This window comes from Janthinobacterium sp. 78 (assembly GCF_003096775.1).
GTDB classification, from domain to species: domain Bacteria; phylum Pseudomonadota; class Gammaproteobacteria; order Burkholderiales; family Burkholderiaceae_D; genus Janthinobacterium; species Janthinobacterium tructae.
This window is the reverse complement of sequence record NZ_QENT01000001.1, coordinates 2246600-2268439: the sequence shown is the minus strand read 5'-3', so window position 1 is coordinate 2268439 and position 21840 is coordinate 2246600. Positions and strand designations below refer to the sequence as shown.

General features: G+C 63.4%; 19 protein-coding genes. 10 read left to right on the top strand and 9 right to left on the bottom strand.

Translation table 11 applies throughout. The features are described 5' to 3' along the window. Positions 1 to 4: 4 nt before the first annotated feature. The 3 genes from C8C92_RS10200 to hemC are packed head-to-tail and all read right to left on the bottom strand — an operon-like array spanning position 5 to position 2935. The gene (locus tag C8C92_RS10200; RefSeq protein WP_099759975.1) at positions 5 to 1159 is read right to left on the bottom strand and encodes a uroporphyrinogen-III C-methyltransferase; all 1155 of its coding nucleotides are present in this window, start codon (positions 1157 to 1159) and stop codon (positions 5 to 7) included. Then, positions 1156 to 1938 carry a uroporphyrinogen-III synthase gene (locus C8C92_RS10195; protein ID WP_099764209.1) on the bottom strand — a complete coding sequence of 261 codons (783 nt, stop codon included), beginning with the start codon at positions 1936 to 1938 and terminating at the stop codon, positions 1156 to 1158. The genes C8C92_RS10200 and C8C92_RS10195 overlap by 4 nt, the downstream gene beginning before the upstream one ends. Then, the gene (hemC, locus tag C8C92_RS10190) at positions 1931 to 2935 is read right to left on the bottom strand and encodes a hydroxymethylbilane synthase (protein WP_099759976.1); all 1005 of its coding nucleotides are present in this window, start codon (positions 2933 to 2935) and stop codon (positions 1931 to 1933) included. The genes C8C92_RS10195 and hemC overlap by 8 nt, the downstream gene beginning before the upstream one ends. A 243-nt stretch (positions 2936 to 3178) precedes the next feature. Here hemC and ppc point away from each other — a divergent pair, with 243 nt between their 5' ends. The 3 genes from ppc (at position 3179) to C8C92_RS10175 (ending at position 8856) form a co-directional block, all read left to right on the top strand. Further along, complete coding sequence (ppc, locus tag C8C92_RS10185; protein WP_099759977.1) at positions 3179 to 6019, top strand: phosphoenolpyruvate carboxylase; 2841 nt, start codon at positions 3179 to 3181, stop codon at positions 6017 to 6019. A gap of 177 nt (positions 6020 to 6196) precedes the next feature. Then, positions 6197 to 7993 (top strand): PAS domain S-box protein, encoded by a 1797-nt coding sequence (locus C8C92_RS10180; RefSeq protein ID WP_165829360.1) that lies wholly within the window; start codon positions 6197 to 6199, stop codon positions 7991 to 7993. A gap of 41 nt (positions 7994 to 8034) precedes the next feature. Next, positions 8035 to 8856, top strand: a complete 822-nt coding sequence (locus tag C8C92_RS10175; protein ID WP_133250730.1) for a hypothetical protein — start codon at positions 8035 to 8037, stop codon at positions 8854 to 8856. Positions 8857 to 8923: 67 nt separating this feature from the next. Here C8C92_RS10175 and rpoD read toward each other — a convergent pair whose 3' ends face one another. After that, a complete protein-coding gene (gene rpoD / locus C8C92_RS10170) occupies positions 8924 to 11482 on the bottom strand; it encodes an RNA polymerase sigma factor RpoD (protein WP_116743705.1) in 2559 nt (852 codons plus the stop codon). A gap of 576 nt (positions 11483 to 12058) precedes the next feature. On the opposite strand from rpoD, the gene C8C92_RS10165 reads away from it, so the two are divergent. Genes C8C92_RS10165 through C8C92_RS10155 form a run of 3 tightly spaced genes read left to right on the top strand, consistent with a single transcriptional unit; the run spans position 12059 to position 13666 of the window. Next, the gene (locus tag C8C92_RS10165) at positions 12059 to 12562 is read left to right on the top strand and encodes a ProQ/FINO family protein (RefSeq protein WP_165829359.1); all 504 of its coding nucleotides are present in this window, start codon (positions 12059 to 12061) and stop codon (positions 12560 to 12562) included. A gap of 9 nt (positions 12563 to 12571) precedes the next feature. Continuing rightward, positions 12572 to 13219 (top strand): 3'-5' exonuclease, encoded by a 648-nt coding sequence (locus C8C92_RS10160; protein ID WP_099759982.1) that lies wholly within the window; start codon positions 12572 to 12574, stop codon positions 13217 to 13219. A 21-nt stretch (positions 13220 to 13240) separates the two neighbouring features. Then, positions 13241 to 13666, top strand: a complete 426-nt coding sequence (locus C8C92_RS10155) for an SMI1/KNR4 family protein (protein ID WP_116743704.1) — start codon at positions 13241 to 13243, stop codon at positions 13664 to 13666. A gap of 21 nt (positions 13667 to 13687) precedes the next feature. On the opposite strand, the gene C8C92_RS10150 is transcribed toward C8C92_RS10155, so the two are convergent. Both C8C92_RS10150 and C8C92_RS10145 read right to left on the bottom strand, forming a co-directional pair. Then, complete coding sequence (locus tag C8C92_RS10150) at positions 13688 to 14035, bottom strand: DUF4870 domain-containing protein (RefSeq protein ID WP_205704538.1); 348 nt, start codon at positions 14033 to 14035, stop codon at positions 13688 to 13690. Positions 14036 to 14125: 90 nt separating this feature from the next. Beyond that, entirely contained in the window at positions 14126 to 15547 is a 1422-nt protein-coding gene (locus tag C8C92_RS10145) for a PLP-dependent aminotransferase family protein (protein WP_116743703.1), read from the bottom strand. Positions 15548 to 15699: 152 nt separating this feature from the next. Here C8C92_RS10145 and C8C92_RS10140 point away from each other — a divergent pair, with 152 nt between their 5' ends. Both C8C92_RS10140 and C8C92_RS10135 read left to right on the top strand, forming a co-directional pair. Beyond that, positions 15700 to 16428: a c-type cytochrome gene (locus tag C8C92_RS10140; protein ID WP_116743702.1), complete on the top strand. Its 729-nt coding sequence runs from the start codon at positions 15700 to 15702 to the stop codon at positions 16426 to 16428. After that, positions 16425 to 17699, top strand: coding sequence for a cytochrome c (locus C8C92_RS10135; RefSeq protein ID WP_116743701.1), 1275 nt, complete (start codon positions 16425 to 16427; stop codon positions 17697 to 17699). Before C8C92_RS10140 ends, C8C92_RS10135 begins: the two co-directional genes overlap by 4 nt. 125 nt (positions 17700 to 17824) lie before the next feature. Here the strand turns inward: C8C92_RS10135 and C8C92_RS10130 are convergent, their stop codons facing one another. After that, entirely contained in the window at positions 17825 to 18460 is a 636-nt protein-coding gene (locus C8C92_RS10130) for an SAM-dependent methyltransferase (RefSeq protein WP_070224987.1), read from the bottom strand. A 188-nt stretch (positions 18461 to 18648) separates the two neighbouring features. Between C8C92_RS10130 and C8C92_RS10125 the strand changes: the two genes are divergently transcribed. Then, the gene (locus C8C92_RS10125; RefSeq protein ID WP_116743700.1) at positions 18649 to 19434 is read left to right on the top strand and encodes a head GIN domain-containing protein; all 786 of its coding nucleotides are present in this window, start codon (positions 18649 to 18651) and stop codon (positions 19432 to 19434) included. A 60-nt stretch (positions 19435 to 19494) separates the two neighbouring features. Here C8C92_RS10125 and C8C92_RS10120 read toward each other — a convergent pair whose 3' ends face one another. Together C8C92_RS10120 and purU are read right to left on the bottom strand one after the other, a co-directional pair. After that, positions 19495 to 20037 (bottom strand): YaeQ family protein, encoded by a 543-nt coding sequence (locus tag C8C92_RS10120; protein WP_099759990.1) that lies wholly within the window; start codon positions 20035 to 20037, stop codon positions 19495 to 19497. A gap of 39 nt (positions 20038 to 20076) precedes the next feature. Next, positions 20077 to 20958 carry a formyltetrahydrofolate deformylase gene (gene purU / locus C8C92_RS10115; protein ID WP_116743699.1) on the bottom strand — a complete coding sequence of 294 codons (882 nt, stop codon included), beginning with the start codon at positions 20956 to 20958 and terminating at the stop codon, positions 20077 to 20079. 345 nt (positions 20959 to 21303) lie between these two features. Between purU and C8C92_RS10110 the strand changes: the two genes are divergently transcribed. After that, complete coding sequence (locus C8C92_RS10110) at positions 21304 to 21816, top strand: phasin family protein (protein ID WP_116743698.1); 513 nt, start codon at positions 21304 to 21306, stop codon at positions 21814 to 21816. The last annotated feature ends 24 nt before the right edge of the window (positions 21817 to 21840 follow it).

Sequence of the window (21840 nt, the reverse complement as noted above, 5' to 3'; positions counted from 1 at the left end):
GGGCTCAGGACTTCGCTTTGTAGTTGCGCACAGCCGCCAGGCTGTCGGACAAGGTTGGCATTTCGATGGCCAGGTTGCTGCCCTGCACCTGGCGCAACAGGGCTTGCGCCGTCTGCGTGTTCTTGGCGCGGGTGTCGAAATACTTGGCCAGCGCATCCTGGGCGGCGATCAAGTCATTCCTGAATGCCGTTTCATTGCGCGACAACAAGGCCATGCGGGCATTCAGCAGGCGCAGCTTGACGTTTTCCCGCAAGAAATACGATTGCGTCGGCGACAGCATCAGCGCTTCCGGCGTATCGACCCGGCGGATGCGGATCAATTGACGCACGTCATTCCACATGTCGCCGCTCCAGGTATTGAAGCCGTCGCGCACTGTTTGCAGCAGCGGTTCCGGCGCCGGCGGTCCGACCAGCTTGCCGCTGGCATCGCGCACGGGCTTGGCCTTGGCCTTGCCCGGTTTTTCCGGCGCGGCCGGCAAGGCCGGCGTTTCGTCGGACAGCATCGGCAAGGCGTCGATCTGGGCGATCACGGCGTCGAGGCGCAGGGCCACGCCCGTCGAATCGACGCTGGGCAGGGCCTTGAGTTTTTCCATGTCGCGCCCGATGGCGCGGCGGATGGTGATGAATTGCGGCTTGTCGGAACGCGACAGGCTGCGGTCGGCGTTTTGCAGGGCGATCAGTGCACCGGGCACGTTGCCGGCCAGTTGCAGCTGCTGGCTGGCCGTCGACAGCACTTGCTCGATTTCCGTCAGCGCCCACTCGTCGCGGTTCTTCGACAAGTCGTTATACAGTTGTTCCAGCGCCAGCTGCTGGCTTTGCGTTTCGCTCTGGCGGTTTTCCAGCGCGCCCACCTTGATTTGCAGCTCTTTCGTGCCTTCTTGCACGTTGCGCGCCAGCACGCCCGTTTCGGCGTTGCTGACATCGCCCTTTTGCAGGCGCTTGGCCACTTCTTCGCGCAGGTTGCGGATCTGCTTGCTGGTCGACCAGCTTTGCGCAGCCAGCAGCACGGCCAGCACGATGACGGCGATGCTCATGGGCTTTTGCAGCTGTTCGAGCAAGGTCGGCGCGCGGCCAGCAGGTTGGTCGGCCGCCTGCGGCGCCGTCTTCACGGCGCTGCCAGGCGTTGCATTCGGTTCGGAGAGTGTAGGCATTTCGTTCATGGTCGTGATTGTAACGCGGCGAGCACTCCTGCGTCGCCTGATCCTGTCAAGGTGACACGGGCAAAACCCAGGGCCGCCGCCGTTTGTGCAATGCGCGCGTGCGGCACGATCAAATGCTGCTGTTGCATTTTCACAACAGCCATCTTTTCATCGCCCATTTCGCCCAGCAGCGCCAGCAAACCGCGCAGCGCTTCCGAGCTGGTGATGATCCAGTCATTATTATGCTGCAACAGGTTTTCCAGGGTCGCGCGCAAGGCTGGCGTCAGCGTTGGCACCTTGCGGCGGTAAGCCGTGACGAACTCGACTTGGGCGCCGGCGGCGCGCAAGCCGTCAGCCAGATAGTCGCGTCCGCCGTCGCCGCGCACGATCAGCACGCGCTTGCCGCGCAGGGCCGGCAAGTCCAGCGCCAGCAACAGATGTTCGGAATCGCTGCGCGCCGTGTCAAACGGGCTGGTGATGCTGGCGTTGGCGTGCGTGACGCCATGCGCGGCCAAGGCCATCTTGCTGCCCTCGCCCACCACGGCCAGCGGCACGCCAGGCGGCCAGGCGGGCAGGTGCGCAAAGACGCAATCGATGGCGTTGGGCGAAACAAACGCCACCAGGTCGTATTGCGCCAGGCGCGCCAGCACGGCTTGCAGCTGCGCGCATTCGTCCTCGCCGTCCAGCGCGTGGATTTCCAGCAGCGGCAGCAGGGTCACGGGCCAGCCCAGCGCCGCAATTCTGGCGGCCAGCGGCCCCGCCTGCGCCGCAGGCCGCGTGATCACCACGCTGTCAGGCATGCGGCGCCAGGCCTTCATGGTTGTCGGGCGTGACCGCGCACGAGGCGAGGATGCCGGCGGCATCTTGCCCGCGCAGCAGTTCGGCTACTTGCTCGCCCAGCTGTTCCGGCGCGCTGGCCGGGCCACTGACGTCGGCGCTGGCCATGCGCGCGCCATCGGGCGTGGCGACCATGGCGCGCAAGCGCATCTGTTCGCCCTCGACGGTGGCAAACGCGGCCAGCGGAATCTGGCAGCTGCCGCCGAAAATCTTCGACACCTTGCGCTCGGCCGTGACGGCTTGCGCCGTGGCCGTGTGGTTCAGCGGCGCCAGCAGGCGCACCAGGTCGGCGCCGTCGACGCGGCCGCTGCGGATTTCGATCGCCATGGCGCCCTGTCCTGCGGCCGGCAGGCTGTCTTCCGGCGCCAGCACGGCGCGGATGCGCGATGCCAGGCCCAGGCGTTTCAGACCGGCGGCGGCGAGGATGATGGCGGCGTAATCGCCACGGTCCAGCTTGCCCAAACGCGTATCGAGGTTGCCGCGCAGTGGCAGGATCGTCAGGTGCGGGTAGCGCGCGGCGATCAGCGACTGGCGGCGCAAGCTGCTGGTGCCGACCACGGCGCCGTGCGGCAACTCGGCCAGGCTGGCGTAGTCGTTCGATACAAACGCATCGCGCGGGTCTTCGCGCTCGAGGATGGCGGCCAGGCTGTAGCCTTCTGGCAACTCCATCGGCACGTCTTTCAGCGAATGCACGGCCAGGTCGGCGCGGCCTTCTTCCATCGCCACTTCCAGCTCCTTGACGAACAGGCCCTTGCCGCCTACCTTGGACAGGGCGCGGTCCAGAATCTGGTCGCCGCGTGTGGTCATGCCGAGAATTTCAACGCTACACTGCGGATACAGGGCGGCCAGGCGCGCACGCACATGTTCAGCTTGCCACATGGCAAGGCGGCTCTCGCGCGTGGCGATCACCAGGCGGGCGGGAATGGTCAATTCGTTCGGGGTCAATTCGGATGCTTTCAAAACAAGTTCTTTCGCTGTGGCTGTCGTTGTCATTATCGTTGCCAATTCGCCCGTCCGATATCAATTTATATCGAAAAGGCACCCGGCGTCGCTATAATCGTTATCCCTTGGCCTAGAAGGCCAAGTCAGGCTAGCGTCCATGTTGAAGACCACAAATTTTATCATGCGCCCCCTCCCCTCTGCGGCCAAACGCCCGGTGCGATCCACATTCCCTTGCTTTTACACTTACTTTGGTTCTTTATTATGCTCAATGACGCAGTAGCACCAGAAATAGTTCCAGCGGCCGGCTCCGACAAGGACGCGCCACTGAAAGAAGATATCCGCCTGCTGGGCCGCCTGCTGGGCGACGTGCTGCGCGAACAGGAAGGCGACGCCGTCTTCAATGTGGTGGAAACCATACGCCAGACGTCCGTGCGCTTCCGCCGCGAAGCGGACGCCGGCGCCGCGCTGGAACTCGACGCCATGCTGAAAGAACTGAGCCGCGAACAGACGATTTCCGTGGTGCGCGCATTTTCCTATTTTTCACACCTGGCCAACATTGCGGAAGATCAACACCACATCCGCCGCCGCCGCGCCCACCTGCTGGCCGGCTCGCCAGCGCAAAAGGGCAGCATCAGCTTCGCGCTGAAAAAGCTGCGCGCCGCCGGCGTGCCGCGCAAGACGGTCGACACCTTCTTCCAGGAGGCGCTGATCGCCCCCGTGCTGACGGCCCACCCGACGGAAGTGCAGCGCAAGAGCATCCTCGACGCCGAGCACGACATCGCCCGCCTGCTGGCCGAGCGCGACCTGCCGCAGACGCCGAAAGAGCGGCACGCCAACCTGCAACTGCTGCGCTCGCGCGTCTCCACCCTGTGGCAGACGCGCATGCTGCGCTACTCGAAGCTGACGGTGGCCGACGAAATCGAAAACGCCCTGTCCTACTACCGCATCACCTTTTTGCGCGAACTGCCGGGCCTGTATGACGACATCGAGGACGACATCGCCGCCGAGTACCCGAACGGCGACGGCACCATCGAACCGATCAATGCCGCCTACGTGCAGATGGGCAGCTGGATCGGCGGCGACCGCGACGGCAACCCGAACGTGAATGCGGGCACCATGCAGCATGCGCTGGCGCGCCACGCCACCACCATCCTCGATTTTTACCTCGACGAAGCGCACGCGCTGGGCGCGGAATTGTCCGTCTCGACCCTGATGGTGGGCGTGAGCGCCGAACTGCAGGCACTGGCCGACCAGTCGCCGGACGCCTCGCCGCACCGCAGCGACGAACCGTACCGCCGCGCCCTGATCGGCATCTATGCGCGCCTGGCCGCCACCGCCCGCGCGCTGGGCGCCACCAACATCCTGCGCAAGGAAGTGGGGCCAGCGGCCGCCTATCCGGACGCGGGCGCCTTTGTCGCCGACCTGCGCACCATCGTCACCTCGCTCGAATCGCACCACGGCGCGGCCCTCGTGCGCCCGCGCCTGGCCACCCTGGCGCGCGCGGCCGACATCTTCGGCTTCCACCTGGCATCGCTGGACATGCGCCAGACGTCCGATGTGCACGAGCGCGTGCTGGCCGACCTGTTCGCGCAAAGCGGCGTGGCCGCCGATTACACGTCGCTGTCCGAGGAAGACAAGCAGGCACTGCTGCTGAGCGAACTGGCCCAGCCGCGTTTGCTGTACTCGCCCTACATCGCCTACGCCACGGAAACGGATTCCGAGCTGGCGATCCTGCGCGCGGCGCGCGACATCCGCCAGCGCTACGGCGCGCGGGCCATCCGCAACTACATCATTTCGCACACGGAAACCGTGTCCGACCTGCTGGAAGTGTTGCTGCTGCAAAAAGAAACGGGCTTGCTGCGCACCGATTGGCAAGCTGGCGAGAGCACGTGCGAGCTGATGGTCATTCCCCTGTTCGAAACGATCCCCGACCTGCAGCGCGCGGCCGGCATCATGAGCGAGGTCATGGCTTTGCCTTTGGTCAAGCAATTGATCGCCAAGCAGGGACAGTTGCAGGAAGTCATGCTCGGCTATTCCGATTCGAACAAGGATGGCGGCTTCCTCACATCGAACTGGGAACTGTACAAGGCGGAACTGGCATTGGTGAGCGACTTCCAGAAGGCCGGCGTCAAGCTGCGCCTGTTCCATGGCCGCGGCGGCACGGTAGGACGCGGCGGCGGACCCAGCTACGAAGCAATCCTGGCCCAGCCGCCGGGCACCGTCAACGGCCAGATCCGTCTGACGGAACAGGGCGAAATCATCGCCTCGAAGTTTTCCAACGCGGAAATCGGCCGGCGCAACCTGGAATTGCTGGTCGCCGCCACCCTCGAAGCGAGCCTGGCGCCGCAGGCGGCCAATCCCGCGCACGCAAGCGAACTGGCGCAGTTCGAAGCCGTGATGGCGCAGCTGTCGGACCTGGCCTATCACGCCTACCGCCACCTCGTGTATGAAACGCCGGGTTTTACGGAGTACTTCTTCTCGGCCACGCCGATTGCGGAAATCGCCGAGCTGAACCTCGGTTCGCGCCCCGCCTCGCGCAAGGCCAACCAGCGCATCGAAGACTTGCGCGCCATTCCCTGGGGCTTTTCCTGGGGCCAGTGCCGCTTGCTGCTGCCGGGCTGGTTCGGTTTCGGCAGCGCCATCGAGGCCTGGATCGACCAGGCTGACGGCGCGTCGAAAGATGAAAAAATCGCCACCCTGCGCGCCATGTACGCCGAATGGCCGTTCTTTGCCACCTTGCTGTCGAACATGGACATGGTGCTGGCCAAGACGGACCTGGCGATTGCCTCGCGCTATGCGGAACTGGTGGCAGACCAGGACTTGCGCGAACGCATCTACAAGCGCATCACGGACGAGCATGGCAACACCTTGCGCTGCCTGGAGCTCATCACCGGCAACACGGAGCGCCTGGCCGGCAATCCGCTGCTGGCCCGCTCGATCCAGAACCGCTTCGCCTATCTCGACCCGCTGAACCACTTGCAGGTGGAATTGATCAAGCGCAACCGCGCCCTGTCGGCGGAAAGCAAGATCGACGAAAGGGTGCACCGCGGCATCCAGTTGTCGATCAACGGCGTGGCGGCCGGTCTGCGCAACACGGGCTGATCGCGCCAGGCTGCCATCGGCAGACAAGGGCCGGCACCGCAAGGGCCGGCCCTTTTGCTTGCCCAATTGCAAAATATTCTCAATAAAACAACAATTGGTATTACACTAGCGGTTGACACCTTCCCAACTTAGGCCCCATGCACACCGCAGCGGCCAACCATGACGCCAGGGACGCGGATGAGCAAATGGTCGATTGAAACGCTGAGTGCTGCCTGCGCCGCCCTCATCCTGATCATGCTGGGCTGGCTGGCCGGTGCGGCCTGGCCGGCGCTCGACTTCTGGGAGCATGTCTGGCTGACCCTGCTGCTGGCGACCGCCGCCGGCACGGCCATGTGGCTGATGCGCAGGCTGCGCGCCCACCTCGCCAGCACGCGTTCGCAACTCGACGCCAGCCTCCTGCGCTACCAGAACCTGAGCGAAACGGCGCAGGACGGCATGTGGCAAACGGATGCGCAAGGCCGCATCCTGTACGTCAACCAGCGCCTGTGCGACATGCTGGGCCTCCCCGCCGAGCTGCTGCTGAACCACTCCATGGAGGAATTCCACGACGAGGCCACCTTGCTGCGCCTGTGTCCGCTACGCCAGACGGCGAGCGATAGCTGCATGGGCGAATTGCAATACCGGCATGGCGACGGTACACAGCGCTGGGCCATGCTCAGCGGACGCCGCCTGTACGACCAGCACGGCACTGTGACGGGCGCACTGGTGCTGGCCAGCGACATCACCGAACACAAGCGGGCCGAACACGCGTTGAGCCTGGCCCATGCGGAGCTGGAAAGCCGCGTGGCCCTGCGCACAGCCCAATTGCTCGATGTCAATCTCCAGCTCTCCGCGGAAATCGCCATGCGCGCACAAACGGAAGCGGCCCTGGCGCGCAGCGAAGAGCGGCTGCAGGACATCATTTCCATGATGCCCCTGTCGCTGTTCCTGAAAGATGCCGATTCGCGCATGCTGCTGATGAACCAGGCCTGCGAGCAGCAATGGGGCGTGCAATTCCAGGATATCGCCGAAGGACGCGACGTGCAGCACTTCCCTGCGGAGCAGACCCAGGGATTCCACACGGCGGACCAGGAAGCGTTTGCCAGCCGCCAGGTGGTGATCCGCGAAGAACTGGTATGGAATGCGCGGCTGCAGGAAAACCGCCTGCTGCAGACGCATAAAAAACCCATCTTCGATGCGCAAGGACGGCCGCAGATGATCATCGCCATGGGCATCGACATCACGGAAAGCAAGCGCAACGAGGAAAACCTGCAGCGTACCCTGGCCCAGCTGCGCGAACTGAGCGACCACCAGCAAACCATCAAGGAACAGGAAAGACGGCGCATCGCGCTCGACATTCATGACGACCTGGGCCAGAACCTGATGGTGCTGCGCATCGATGTGTCGCTGCTGCACGCGCGCACGGCCACCACCCACCCGCGCCTGCACCGCCACGCACAGCGCGTGCTCGACACCATCGACGCCACCATCCGCTCGGTACGCACCATCATCAATGACTTGCATCCCAGCACCCTGGAACTGGGACTGGGCCCGGCGGCCGAATGGCTGATCCACCAGATGGAAAGCCGTGGCACCATCCGCTACCGGCTCACGCTCGACAGCGAGGCGCCCGACCTTGGCCTGGACCAGCGCCAGACGTCGGCCATCTTCCGCGTGCTGCAGGAATCGTTGTCGAACATCGTGCGCCACGCCCAGGCCAGCGAAGTGGAGGTGGCGCTGGAGCAAGATGCGGACGCCATCGTCCTGCGCATCAGCGACAACGGCATCGGCATGCAGCCGGGCGACCACGGCAAGCGGGCCGCCTTCGGCCTGAAAAGCATCCGCGAACGTGTCCATGCGCTGGGCGGCGAATTGCGCATCGACAGCCAGGCGGGCCGCGGCACGGCGCTGGCCATCCACCTGCCCCAGCAGGCAGGCCAGCAGCATGTCGATCATGCCAAAACACAAAAATCAGCAAAAACAGTAGTAAATTAAGCATGTATTTGCAGCATAAAAAAGGATAGCAAGTTTTTTCTTTGAGGAAACTATCATGCCCCACGGTTCGCCTGCTTCCCGCCCCACTGCTCGGTCTGCTCCTGCTGGCCGCCATCCCCAGCGCCAGCGCCACCATGTATGCCGAACGCGGCTTCGGTGAGAGGGATGGCAATGGCAGCATCGCATCCGACCTGAACCCGGCCGGCATGCGCGACCTGGGTATCCTGGGCGGCGCCAGCAGCTATGCAAGCGGCCTGAACACACATGGCGCGGTGGTGGGCACGGCGCAGCGCGGCGACGGCTACCGCCGCGCCTTCGTCTACCGCCCCGGCACGGGCATGCAGGAAATCGGCACCCTGCCCGGCGGACGCATCAGTTCAGCCACTGCCATCAATGACGCCGGCCTGGTCGTGGGCGCGTCGGATACGGAGCAGCGCCGCTGGCACGCGTTTGCCTGGGACGGCAAGCGCATGCTCGATCTGGGCGCCATGATCGGCCAGGGCGACAGCTACGCCACGGCAGTCAACGCGGCCGGACATGTCGTCGGCAGCGTCAGCATCAAAGGCTTTGAACCGATGACCTTTGTCTACAAGGAAGGCGTGATGACGGTGCGCCGCCGCGACGACGGCCTGTACCTGACCAACAAGATCACCGATGCGGGCCTGGTGGTCGGCGCCATCTACACGGCGCACAAGTTCCAGGCCTTCGCCGTGCCGTCGCAAGCGGCGCTCGCACCGCAGCGCAGCAATCCATTGGACTGGCTGCTCATCACCATCCTCATCTCCGCCAGCGGCGTGGTGCTGTACAAATTGCAGCGCAACTATCGCATGGGCCTGCTGGGCGCGCGCACGCGTTTCATGTAAGCCAACGCTACGGATGGACGAAAAAAAAAGAGGCTTGCGCCTCTTTTTTTGTGTACTTGCCCTACGCTTAGTTTTGCGTGAGGAAAGTCTTGAGTTTGTCCGAACGCGAAGGCTGGCGCAGCTTGCTCATGGCTTTCGCCTCGATCTGGCGGATGCGCTCGCGCGTCACGTCGAACTGCTTGCCCACTTCTTCCAGCGTGTGGTCGTTCGACATTTCCACGCCGTAACGCATGCGCAGCACTTTCGCTTCGCGCGGCGTCAGCGAATCGAGCACTTCCTTGATCACGTTGCGCATCGACGCATGCAGTGCGGCGTCCAGCGGTGCCAGGGTGGTGTTGTCTTCGATGAAGTCGCCCAGTTGCGAATCGCCATCTTCGCCCATCGGCGTTTCCATGGAAATCGGCTCTTTCGCGATCTTCATGATCTCGCGTACCTTGTTTTCCGGCATTTCCATCTTGACGGCCAGGGTCGCCAGATCCGGTTCGCTGCCCGTTTCCTGCATGATCTGGCGCGAGATGCGGTTCATCTTGTTGATCGTTTCGATCATGTGCACAGGCACGCGGATGGTGCGGGCCATGTCGGCGATCGAACGCGTGATCGCCTGGCGGATCCACCAGGTGGCGTAGGTCGAGAACTTGTAGCCGCGGCGGTATTCGAATTTATCGACCGCCTTCAGCAAGCCGATGTTGCCTTCCTGGATCAGGTCGAGGAATTGCAAGCCGCGGTTGATGTATTTCTTGGCGATCGAAATGACCAGACGCAAGTTGGCGACCGTCATTTCGCGTTTTGCGTGACGCGCACGCTTTTCGCCGGCAGCCATCTGCTTGTTGATCTTGCGCAAGTCAGCCAGCGGCAGGGCCACGCGCGCTTGCAGGTCGATCATCTTCTTTTGCAGTTCCTTGACGGCAGGCACGTTGCGGCTGAGGATGGCGCTGTACGGATACTTGCAATCGACTTCGCGGTCGACCCATTCCAGGTCGCATTCATTGCCCGGGAACACCTTGATGAAGTGGGCGCGTGGCATGCCGCATTTGTTCACGCACAGTTCCAGCACGGCGCGCTCGATGTGGCGCACCTCTTCCATCTGGCCGCGCAGGGTATCGCACAGCTTTTCGACGACCTTGGCCGTGAAGCGAATGCCCAGCAATTCCTGCGAAATGGCTTCCTGCGCCTTGACGTAGGCTTTCGAGTTGTAACCCTCGGGCGCCTTGCGCATCTTCTCGTACTGCGTCGAAATGACGTTGAATTTCTCCAACGCATTCTTTTTCAGCTGCGCCAGCTGCTCGCTGGAGAAACCGGCCGCGCCGCCATTGGCGTCGCCATCTTCTTCCTCGGCTTCTTCTTCCTCTTCCTCGTCGTCACCGCTGGCGGCAGCGGGCGCGGGGGCAGCGGCAGGCGCAGGTGCGTTGCTTTCGTTCAAGTCGACAAAGCCGTCGACCACTTCATCGACCTTGATTTCGTCGCGCGCGATTTTTTGCGACAGCGCAACGATTTCGCCGATGGTGGTGGGGCAGGCGGAAATCGCCTGGATCATGTCTTTCAGGCCGCCTTCGATGCGCTTGGCGATCTCGATCTCGCCTTCGCGCGTCAGCAGCGCCACGGCGCCCATTTCACGCATGTACATGCGCACGGGGTCGGTGGTGCGGCCGAAGTCGGAGTCGACCGTCGACAGGGCGGTCGCGGCAGCCGCTTCCACTTCATCGTCGCTGGTGACGGTGGCGACGTTGTCAGTCAACAACAGGCTTTCCGCGTCAGGGGCGCGCTCGTAGACGGCGATGCCCATGTCGTTGAAGGTGGCGATGATGCCTTCGATCGCTTCCGGATCGATGATGTTTTCCGGCAATTGGTCATTGATCTCGGCATAGGTGAGGAAACCGCGTTCCTTGCCCATGTTGATCAAGCCCGTGATCTGCTTGCGGCGGCGTTCCAGGTCCGCTGCCGAGGCTTCCGGATCGCCCAGTGCATCGGCCAGGCCGCCCTTGGCCTTGCGGTCGCGCGCTTTCGACACGGCCTTCAATTCGGCGCGCTCGACAGCGTTGAGTGCTGCCACTTCATCGTTTTCCGGCGTGAATTCGCTTGGCTTGCGGCCACGGCGGCCTGGTACCTTGACGGTCGGCAAGAAGTAATTCGAGGTATCGATGGCGGCCAGGGCATCGGCGTCGGTGGTCTTGCTGACCACTTGCGCGCCGGTGATGATGGTCACGGGCGCCACTTCAGGCTTGGCGCGCACGACTTTCGAACGGGCTGCCGTCACCACCTTGTTCGTGGCGGCGCTTTCGCTGATCTTGCGCGGCGCGGCCGGGGCCTTGGCGCCGGGGGCGATCTTCACGCTTGGCGTCTTGACCGGTGCGGCTTCGGCGGCCTCGGCCACGTCGGCAACAGCCTCGGCAGCCGGGGCGCTGACGGCCGCTTCCACAGCCGCATCGGCCGGTGGCACGGCGGCCAGGCGCGAGCGGCTTTTCTTCACCACGGTGACGACGGTGGGCGCCGTCGTGACGGTCGCTTCCGGATTCGCTTGCGCATTATCGATGAAGTAAGATAAAGTCGTTTTGGGTACGGCAAGTGGTGCCGCGGCTGGGCGTGGCGCCTTGGCGGACAACGTTAAAGTTTTTGGCGTATTCTTCATGAGATATCTCTTAATGCGAGACCAGATGGTGTCGGCGCGAAGTGAATGATTCCACCTAAGCCTGCGAAACCGGACTCGATGGAGCGTATTGTTGCGGCTGCCGTTAACGGCAGCGGCGCCTTCTTATCAGGGCGCTCAAAGCCCGCGCATCCCGTAACGAGGGCGGCGGGGCCGAAGCCGGATCAGATAAATAAGCGATGTACATTGCGGAATGAAAAAAAGCCCGTACCAGAACGGGCTTGAATCTATTGTTGTTCAGTGAAGACACAGCGGAGAGCAAGATTATGCACGAAGGCCAGTTATCTGGATAATTGATAAGCAAAATATCTGATATCAAAAATACCAATAATGATGGCCCTGCACCGCACTGCTCCTATCCCCTGCACACCTGAGCCAGACCGTCAAATACGGGGTCCAGTCATCAGCGCAAGCCGACATTATACACATTTCCCGCATTTCGCGCTGCATGCACTGTAGTACCGCCCCGCTTATCTGTGCGCAAGTTGCCAAAAAAGACAATGCACTTGCCTGTGGCGCGTGCTATGCTCCCCTTTTATAGCCCAACCAATGATGTCGATGACCAGCTCCACGCCAGACCAGCAAGCCACCACTCCTGACACGCCAGTCGATGCAGCCCCTGCGGCAGCACCGGCCGCAGCGGCGACCACGCCGGCACCTGCCGGCCTGACCGCGCGCGCGCTGCTCAAGCAGTTCCAGGAGCAATTCCCGCCATTCCGCGATTGCCTGCCCTTGTCGATCGGTATCGACAAGCAGATCCTGGCGCGCCTGCCGGACCTGGACCGCAAGCTGATGCGCACGGCGCTGGGCATCCACACGGGTTCGCTGCGCTACCTGCGCATGATGGAAAAAGCCAAGATCCGCTACGACCTCGACGGCACTGCCGGCGCGGAAGTGACGCAAACCCACCGCGACCACGCCACGCAAGTATTGCAGCAGCGCTTCAAGAAAGAAGCCGAGCGCAAGAAAGCCGAACGCGACGCGGCCGCCGCCGAAGAAGCGAACCGTTTGCGCCTGGAAAAACTGAATCAGCTGACCGCGAAATTCTCGCGCAAAGGCTGATCCGGTTTCATGGACACAGCTGCCGCACCGCCACTGCCCCCGTATCAAGGCATTGCACTCGAGCACGTCAAGCTGGTACGCACCAGTGACGATGCAAAAGCAGCCATGGCCGCCCTGCTGGCGGCCGACGCCATCGGCTTCGATACGGAATCGAAGCCGACGTTTGTCAAGGGCGAGTCCTCCACGGGACCGCACCTGATCCAGCTGGCCACCGACGACATCGCCTACCTGTTCCAGGTGGGCAGCACGCCGGCGCCGGCCCTGGCCGAACTGAAAGCCATCCTCGAATCGAGCACCACCCTGAAGGTGGGCTTTGGCCTGTCCGACGACGTCAAGCGCCTGCGCAACAAACTGGGCATTGTTCCAGCTCAGGTGCTCGACCTGTCCGTCGCCCTGCGCGGCGGCCAGCGCAACGACCTGGGCGCGAAGACGGCAGTGGCCAAGTTCTTCGGCCTGCACCTGCAGAAATCGAAAAAAATCTCCACCACCAACTGGGCCACCTCGCGCCTGACGGAAAAGCAGATCCTGTACGCGGCCGACGATGCGCAAGTGGCCCTGCGCGTGTACCGCCGCTGGATCGCCGATGGCGGTAAAGTCACACCGCAAAAAGCCCCGCGCGCCAGCACGCCACCTGTCCCGCCGCCTATCGCCGCCTGAGCCGGCGCGCCATCCTGCAGCATGAGCAAGAACAAGTCCATCGGCACCAGCCAGGCAGCGATCGCCGCCGCCGAACAGGCGCTGGGGCGAACGCTGCCCGCGTCCTACGTGCAATGGTTATTGGTCAACAATGGCCGCGCGCTGGGCGCCTTGAGCGTGTTTCCCGTCTACGATGAAGCGAATGCGCGCAAGACGTGGGAATCGATCGCGCGCCACTACAACACGAGCTGGCAGGAATGGCTGGAGAATGTGGATGGCGGCAACGATGCGAGTACCCTGCTACCCTTTGCCCAGTTCGGCACTGGCGACTATTACTGCTTTGACTATGCGCAAACGGGGCCGAGCGGTGAACCGGTGGTTGTGCTGTGGTCGCACGAAACAGGCGCCACCAGCACGGTGGCGCCCGACTTTGCGACATTCCTGATACTGCCCGGCCGTCCGGGATGAAACCCGGCGGCCGGCGCAAGCTTATTTGACGAGGCGCAAGGTCAAGGGATAACGGTAAGTGATGCCATTGCTGGCCTTGACGGCCGCGACGATCGAGCACACCAGGTTGGCCAGCGCCACCACCCAGAACAGGAACAGGCCAATCAGCACGAACGACAGGATGAAGCAGGCGAAATACCAGATGATCAGGGTGATCTGGAAATTCAGCGCTTCGCGGGCGTTCTCGGCCGAAAATTTATCCGCATCATCCTTCTTGATCAAATAAATGATCAGCGGCGCCACCCAGCTGGTGAACAAGCCGCCAACGTGGGACAAAATGGCCAGCGTCGTATCTTGCGTACGCCCCACTTCGGGCTGCGTGTTATCCATTATCATTCCCATCATTAGTTATAGATACACCAATATAACAGCAATATTTCTTTTTGGAATGAAACACTTGCTGCCGCAAGGGACTTTTTTTCACGCGCCGCTTGCCGCCGCCAGCGCCAGCCGCCCCAGCGTGGCGATGGCGTCTTCCAGCTGCGGGCTCCACGGGTGGCCGTAATTGAGGCGGATGCAATGGCGAAACGCGCGCGTGGCGGAAAAGATGGGGCCGGGCGCGATGCTGATGCCGGCCGCCAGCGCGCTGCGGTGCAAGGCCAGCGCATCGACGCCTACGGGCATCTCGACCCAGACGAAATAGCCGCCCTGCGGCCGCGTCACCCGTGTGCCGGGCGGAAAATGCACGGCGATGGCTTGCAGCATGGTGTTTTGCTGCGCCGCCAGGGTCAGCCGCAGCTGGCGCAAATGGCGGTCGTAGCCACCGTGCATCAGGTAATCGGCCAACGCCATCTGCAGCGGTATCGGCGCCGACAGGCTGGTGGTCAGTTTCAAACGCTCGACCTGGCGCGCGTAGCGGCCCGCCACTGCCCAGCCCAGGCGGAAACCGGGCGCCAGCGTCTTCGAGAACGAACTGCAATGCATGACCAGACCCGCGCTGTCATGGCTTTTCGTCAGGCCGGGGCGCTGCTTGCCGAAATACAGCTCGCCATACACATCATCCTCGATCAGCGGCACGCCATGGCGCGCCAGCAGTTCCACCAGTGCGCGTTTCTTTTCCGGCGGCATCAGGCTGCCCAGGGGATTCTGGAAACTCGTCATCAGCCAGCACGCCTTGGGCTGGTGGCGCTGCAGCAACTCTTCCAGTGCCGCCAGGTCGACGCCGTCGCGCGGACTGGTGGCGATCTCGACGGCCTTGAGTTCCAGCCGCTCCAGCGCCTGCAGGCAGGCATAAAAGCTGGGCGACTCGATCAGCACCGTGTCGCCGGGCCGCGTGACGGCTTGCAGGCATAGGTTCAGCGCTTCCAGCGCGCCATTCGTGATGACGATGTCGTCGCTGGAAACGGGCACGCCGTCGAGCTGATAGCGCAGCGCGATCTGGCGGCGCAATTCCGCATTGCCCAGGGATAAATCCGTGACCGTGCTCCACGGGTCGAGGCGGCGCATGCTGGCCGACACGGCCCGCGCCAGCCGTTCCATCGGGAACAGATGCGGACTGGGAAACGCCGAGCCGAAGGGCACGATATCGCGCACGCCGACGGCGCCCAGCACCTCGAAGACCAGGTCGCTGACATCGACGGTGGTGCTGGCGTCGAGCGGGCGCGAGCTGTCCGGCTCTGGGGCCAGCGCGGCGCGCTGCGGCGCCACGTAATAGCCGGAGCGGGGCCGCGAGACGATCATGCCGCGCGCTTCGAGCAAATAATACGCCTGGAACACCGTCGACGGGCTCACGCCCCTGCGCGCATGCTGCTGGCGCACGGAAGGCAACTTGTCACCAGGCAGCAACAGCTGCGTGCTGATCATGGCGGCGACTTCTTCCGCCAATTCTTCATAGCGTTTCAATCCTGCTCCTCAAACTGATCCGTATTTTTATTGCACAACTGATCCTGTCACAGTGACAGCGCCCGTTATATGCTAGGGTAACAACATCCGGGCAGCAACACCGGCACGCCATATCGACCGACGAGACAGGTTACTTTTCCATGCAACTCTCCATGCTACTGCATTCCCCCCTTGTGCTGGTGCTGGCCCTGGCTTGCGCCTTGCCCGGCATGGCGCTGGCCGCACCGGCCAGCGTGCCAGCCGGCCACGACAGCCTGGAACAGCGCATCAAGGCGTGCACGGCCTGCCATGCGCCGAAGGAACGCCACGACGCCTTCTTTCCCCGCATCGCCGGCAAGCCGGCCGGCTACCTGTACCACCAGCTGCTCAATTTCCGCGAGGGAAGGCGCCAGTATCCGATGATGAACTACATGGTCGAGCACTTGCCGGACGATTACCTGCGTGAAATCGCCGAGTATTTTGCGGCGCAGCACCCTGCCCCGCCGCCAGCCCAGCCCAGCAGCGCCGGTGCGACAGCCCTGGCGCGGGGCAAGCAACTGGTGCTGCACGGCGACAGTGGGAAAAAGATTCCCGCCTGCATCGCCTGCCATGGCGAGAAACTGGCCGGCGTGGCGCCCGCCATCCCCGGCTTGCTGGGCTTGCCGCGCGACTACATCAACGCCCAACTGGGCGCCTGGAAGAACGGCATCCGCCGCGCCCATGCACCCGACTGCATGGCGCAAGTGGCGCAGCGCCTGTCGGACGCGGACGTGGGCGCCGTCTCGGCCTGGCTGGGCACGCAGGTGGCCAGCGCCGACGCGCGTCCCGCCAGCGGCATCGCCCTGCCCTTGCCGCTGCACTGCGGCGGCGTGCCAGGCTCTACCGCGCAGGTGGCGCCATGAAGAAATGGATGATCGCGGCCGGCCTGGTGCTGATCGCCGGCGGCAGCGCCAAGTTCCTGCTGTACCCGGACGACGACATCGGCCCGCCCGCCGTTGCCAGCACCCTGAGCCAGCAACAGCTGGTCGCGCGCGGCGCCTACCTGGCCAAGGCGGGCGATTGCATGGCCTGCCACACGACGCGCGGCGGCGTGCCCTACGCGGGCGGACGGGCCTTGCAGACGCCGTTCGGCAAGGTGCTCTCGCCCAACCTCACGGCCGACAGGGAAACGGGCATCGGCAGCTGGACGGCAGACGATTTCTGGCGCGCCATCCACAACGGCAAGTCGAAAGATGGCCGGCTGCTGTATCCGGCCTTTCCCTACACCAGCTACACCAAGGTGCAGCGCGAAGACAGCGACGCCCTGTACGCATATTTCCAGAGCGTGCCGCCGCACAAGCAGGCGAACGCGCCGCACGCGCTGCGTTTCCCCTACAACCAGCAGATCGCGCTGGCCGCCTGGCGCGCGCTGTATTTCAAGCCGGGCGTATACCAGCCGCTCACCAGCAAAAGCATGGAGTGGAACCGCGGCGCCTACCTGGTGCAGGGCCTGGGCCACTGCAGCGCCTGCCATAGCAGCCGCACCACCCTGGGCGGCAGCGACGACGGCCTGTCGGGCGGCCTGATCCCCGTGCTGGGCTGGTATGCGCCCTCGCTGACGTCGGACGCGGAAGCGGGCCTGGGTGACTGGGACACGGCGCATATCGTGGAATTGCTGCAAACGGGCGTCTCGCCGCGCGCCACCGTCTTCGGCCCCATGGCGGAAGTCGTGCGGCAAAGCTTGCAGCACATGGGCAGCACCGACGTGCAGGCGATGGCCGTGTACCTGAAAAGCTTGCCCGGCCCCGCGCAAGCGGCGAAAAAGGCGCCGCGCGAGACTTCGGAGCAAGCTCGGCAGCAACTGGCGCTGGGCGCGAAACTGTATGAAGCGCAATGCGCGAGCTGCCACCAGGCCGACGGCAAGGGCGTGCCACCCGGCTACCCGCCGCTGGCCGGCAACCGCGCGCTGACGACGGACTCGGCCGTCAACGCCATCCGCCTCGTGCTCAACGGCGGCTTTGCACCGGGGACCACCGGCAACCCGCGTCCCTACGGCATGCCGCCGTTCGGCCCCGTCATGGATGACGCCGAGGTGGCAGCCGTGGTCACGTATCTGCGCGCTTCGTGGGGCAATGATGCACCGGCGGTGTCGGCCCTGGAAGTGAACAAGTACCGCAGCGTGCCGCTGGAGTAGCCCTCAATCACCCCCCTAAGCCCGGCTACAGCCGGGGTCGGACCCTGAGGGTCCGACCCCAGTGGTGCGCGGGTTACCCATAAAAAAACCGGCTCGCGCCGGTTTTTCAAGTCAAACAACCGTTCTCAACGGAACTTGCTTTTATGTCCCGTCTTCAGATCCAGCGCATAGCGCACGCCATTGTCCGTCAGCATGACTTCATCGGGCGGCTCTTCGCCGGCCAGGGCGCCGTCGATCAGGGGCAATCCTTCGCCCTTGCGCATCAGGTCGTCGCAGCGCTCGTACACGTTGACGCAGCCGGTGGACGCCATCAGCGATTGCACGATGGCCACTTTCCAAGCGTCGACGCCACCGGCGTTGAATTCGCAGATCAGATAGCCTTGCACGCCGCCAAACAGCTGCACCACCAGACCGGGCAAGCCCTCGTCTTCACCCTTGATCAGGGTCAGCAGCTGGTTCTCGCCAGCCTTCTTGATGGCTGGCAGCTTTTTCTCAATGGCGGCCTTGACCCTGCGCTTGATCAGCGCGTGGTCGACCGGTTCGTCTTCCTTGAAGCTCCAGATGCGCGCGCGGATCTGCGACTTCGAATTGTAGGCGGCGCGGGCGATGAACTGCTTCGAAGAACTCTGCACGATGGCCGTCGAGCCGGGCTTCATTTTTTCCTGCGGCTTGCCTTCGACTTTTTCAATCGCGGACGCGTAAATCCACGATTGGCCCAGCAAGCTCTTTTCCTTGCCCTGTTTGATGGTGATGATCAGCATGTAATTCCAGTAGTGTGAGCGGCGCGTACCGCTCGTCGTATGTCCAATACCGGCATGATACCTCATGCCATCCTGTCGCATCTTCCTGCATTCCATGCCGCCGCTGGCGCAGTCTGTCGCAGGGCGCTGCGCAGGCGTGGCCCGCTGGCATACCATGCAGGCAGTCCAATTCAAAACAGGGAGCAAGAATGACACAGCCACTTTTCCATCCGCGCCATGCCAGCGTCGCTACCGCCCTGCTGCTGGCAGTCTGCGCCCTGGCCATACCGGCCGCGCCGGCGCTGGCGTCGCCGCTCGACTGGATCTCCGGCAACAGCATCCAGGGCAGCGGCAAGCTGCAAAAACAGACGCGCGAAGTGGGCAGCTTCCATGGCGTGGCGCTGAATGTGCCGGGCACGGTCGAGCTGCGTATTGGCAACACGGATAGCATCACCATCGAGGCTGACGACAATATCCTGCCGCTGGTCGAGACGGTGGTGGAAAACGGCACCCTGCGCATCCGCCCCGCCAGGCGCAATACGTTTTTCCGCCAGAGCAGCCTGACCATCGTCATCCAGGCGCGCCAGGTGGAACGCATCAGCGTGGGAGGCTCTGGCAGCATCACGGCGACGGGCTTGCGCGCCGAGAAACTGCGCTTCGACGTGGGCGGTTCCGGCTCCATCGATGCGCGCGACCTCGACAGCCGCGCGGTGGCTATCGCCATCGGCGGCAGCGGCAACTTCAAGGCCAGCGGCAAGACGGAGCAGCTGACGGCGTCGATCGGCGGCTCGGGCAATATCCAGGCGAGCCGCCTGGCCGCGCGCGAGGTGCAGGTGAGCATCGGCGGCTCGGGCGAGGCGCAAGTATGGGCCAAGGATGACTTGAGCATCAGCATCGGCGGCTCGGGCGAAGTGAGCTACTACGGCGACCCGCGCATCAGCCGCAGCATGCAGCGCTCGAGCAGCATCAAGCGCCTGGGCGCTGCGCCGAATTAAGCGCCCGCAATGACAAAAGCCCGGAGCGATCCGGGCTTTTTGCGTTTCAAACCGTCAACATCAGCGCGCCGGCTTCACCGGTTCGCGCTCGATCAAGACCGTGTTGACGCTGTCGGTCAGCCAGATCTGGCCATCCTGGATCGTGCATTGCAGCTGCATGTTGCGCTGCGCCAGCTTGCTCATGTCTTGCGCCGCGTCGGATGGCAGGTTGATCACGGTCAAGTTCTTCGCCCGTTCCAGCTTGTTCGCGATCTGCTTCCACCAGATGTGGCTGGTTGCGCCATAGCTATAGACGATGACCTGCTCCGAACGCCCGCAGGCCTTCAGGATGCGCTTTTCGTCGGGCTGGCCCACTTCGATCCACAACTGGATGGCGCCCGTCAAGTCTTTCTGCCACAGGTCGGGCTCTTCCGTGTCGAACAAACCCTTGGTGAAGGTCAGCGCCTCGTCGGCGTGGATGGCGAACGCCAGCAGGCGCACCATCATGCGCTCATCCGTTTCGGACGGGTGGCGCGCCAGGGTCAGCGCGTGATCCTGGTAGTAATTGCGGTCCATGTCGGCGATCTGCAGATCGGCTTTGAAAATTGTTGCTTTAAGGGCCATCGTATTTCTGTCTCGGTAATGTGAATAGTGAAGTCGGTATCAGCGGAAAACCACGGTCTTGTCGCCATTTTTCAGGATGCGGTGCTCGACGAACCATTTCACGGCGCGCGCCAGCACCACGCACTCGACGTCGCGGCCGATGGCCGTCAGGGTCTCGGCATCCATCGCATGGTCGACGCGCTCGACATCCTGCTCGATGATCGGGCCTTCATCGAGGTCGCCCGTGACGAAATGGGCCGTCGCACCGATCAGCTTGACGCCGCGGTGGTGCGCCTGCGCATACGGCTTGGCGCCCTTGAAGCTGGGCAGGAAGGAATGGTGAATATTGATGGCGCGGCCGTCGAGCGCCTGGCACAGGCCGGGCGAGAGGATTTGCATGTAGCGCGCCAGCACCACCAGGTCGATCTTGTGCGTGTCCATCAGCTCGATGATCTTCGCTTCCTGCGCCAGCTTGGCCGCTTCCGGCGCGCCGGCCGCCAACGGCAGGTGGTGGAAGGGAATATTGTAGCTGGCCGCCAGCTGGTAGAACTCCATGTGGTTCGAGACGATGGCGGGGATTTCCACGTTCAGCAAGCCGCTCTTGTAGCGGAACAGCAAATCGTTCAGGCAATGGCCGATCTTCGACACCATCAGCATGACGCGCGGCTTGACGCGCGCATCGTGCAATTGGCCATGGAATTGGCCATTGAGCTGCATGACTTGCGACAGCTCGGCGAAGTCGCTGCGCAACTGGGCGTCGCTGACGGCGCCGTCTTCCAGCGCGAAATGCACGCGCATGAAGAACAGCTGGGATTCCTGGTCGCCGAACTGGGCGGAATCGAGGATGTTGCAGCCGTGTTCGGCCAGGAAGCCGGACACGCGGTGCACGATGCCGCGCTGGTCCAGGCAGGACAGGGTCAGGATGTATTCGGGATGCGTCATGGTCGCGGAATAAGGCAAAAAAGGTGGGCTATGCTCGGCTCAGCCACGCGCGCCGGCCATCGGCTGCGCTGCCGCGAGCCGGCTATTGTCGCACGGCCGGGCTTGTAAACCTGCATTTTCCACACAAGCAGCATGGCTGCCCGCAGCGGCAAGCTGATTGACGTTCCTTTGATCTGGCACAAAGTCATCGCTTTTTTCAGGCGACCAGGCACCATTCTCGCGCAAAACCGGCACCTGGCGTGGAACCTGGCACGCCGTCCGGCGTCTATCTCTTTGCTTGTTTCAGCACACGTCGCATCCGGCACACCGGGTGTTTCTCGGACCAGATTTTCATTGAGGTAGAACATGTTCACCAACAGTATCCCCCCCAGTCTCAGCCCCGCCCTGAAGTCCCACCTGAAGGCCCAGTGCAATTTCGCCACAGAACTATCGCGCAAGCTGTTCGATACGGCGCAGCAACTGAGCGAGCTGCATCTGCGGCTGGCGCAAGACTTGCTGCAGGAATGGAGCAACGCCAGCCAGCAACTGCTGTCTGCGCGCGACACGGGCGAGTTCATGTCGCTGGCCGCGGCCCAGTTGCAGCCGGGCAGCGACAAGCTGCGCCAGTACCAGCAGCAACTCGGCAACCTGGTCGCCAACGCCAATGTCGAGATGAACCGCACGGCAGAGAACCACCTGCCCGAAGCGAGCCGCACGGCCGTGGCCTTCGCCGATGAAGTGGTGCGCAAGACGGCCGAAGAAACGGAAAAAGCCACGCAGCGCCAGCGTGACATGATCGAAAAAATGCATGCCTCGGGCCACCGCGATGGCGCGGGTCACGGCCGCGAGACCGGCAGGCAATCCGATCAGGCGCATTGAACAGTGACCCCACCCGACAGCAAG